Source organism: Jatrophihabitans lederbergiae (assembly GCF_031845305.1).
In the GTDB taxonomy this organism is placed as follows: domain Bacteria; phylum Actinomycetota; class Actinomycetes; order Mycobacteriales; family Jatrophihabitantaceae; genus Jatrophihabitans_A; species Jatrophihabitans_A lederbergiae.
The window spans coordinates 1-547 of record NZ_JAVREH010000217.1 but is presented as its reverse complement, the minus strand read 5'-3'; the positions used below and the strand labels follow the sequence as shown (position 1 = coordinate 547).

The window sequence follows — 547 nt, the reverse complement described above, 5'->3', positions numbered from 1 at the left end:
CCCGCGTCATCAAAAGAAAGATGCCCAAATGGCACGTCAAACGCGCCCACCACGCCACCTGGCCCCGACCCCAACACCCACCCATCTACCAGATCACAACCCACTAACTGAACGGTATTAGGGCTAAAGTCGGTCACACGCCGCGCCCATAGTGATCATCACCATGACCAGCACCAGCTCGGCCGCCAGGCTGGCAAGGATGCCGAACAGCAGCCGGCGGGCCGAAGTTGTGGTGTCGATCGCCTCACTGAGTGGAAGCCGATGCCCCGCTCCCCCAGCTTGGTCACTGTCTGGATGAGATGCGACGTGGAACGGCCTAGCCGCTCCAGCCGCCACACCACCAGCGTGTCCCCCGGACGTAGCCGTAGCGGTAGTTGGTCACCATCGGAATGTAAAGGAACTCACCAACAGGACTAGTGCTGCGTGAATGAAGTAGCTGTACCTCGCGGTAGCATGGTGTATGTCGTTGACTGTTGCCGTGCAGATGCTCGCTGAGGACCGCGCCGAGTTGACCCGTTGGACGCGGACGCCGTCGCTGCCGGCGGGG

1 protein-coding gene is annotated in these 547 nt (G+C 61.8%); it reads right to left on the bottom strand.

Translation table 11 applies throughout. The annotated features are described in order from the left end of the window. Positions 1–158: 158 nt before the first annotated feature. A complete protein-coding gene (locus RM423_RS25050) occupies positions 159–338 on the bottom strand; it encodes a recombinase family protein (RefSeq protein WP_311425745.1) in 180 nt (59 codons plus the stop codon). Positions 339–547 lie beyond the last annotated feature (209 nt).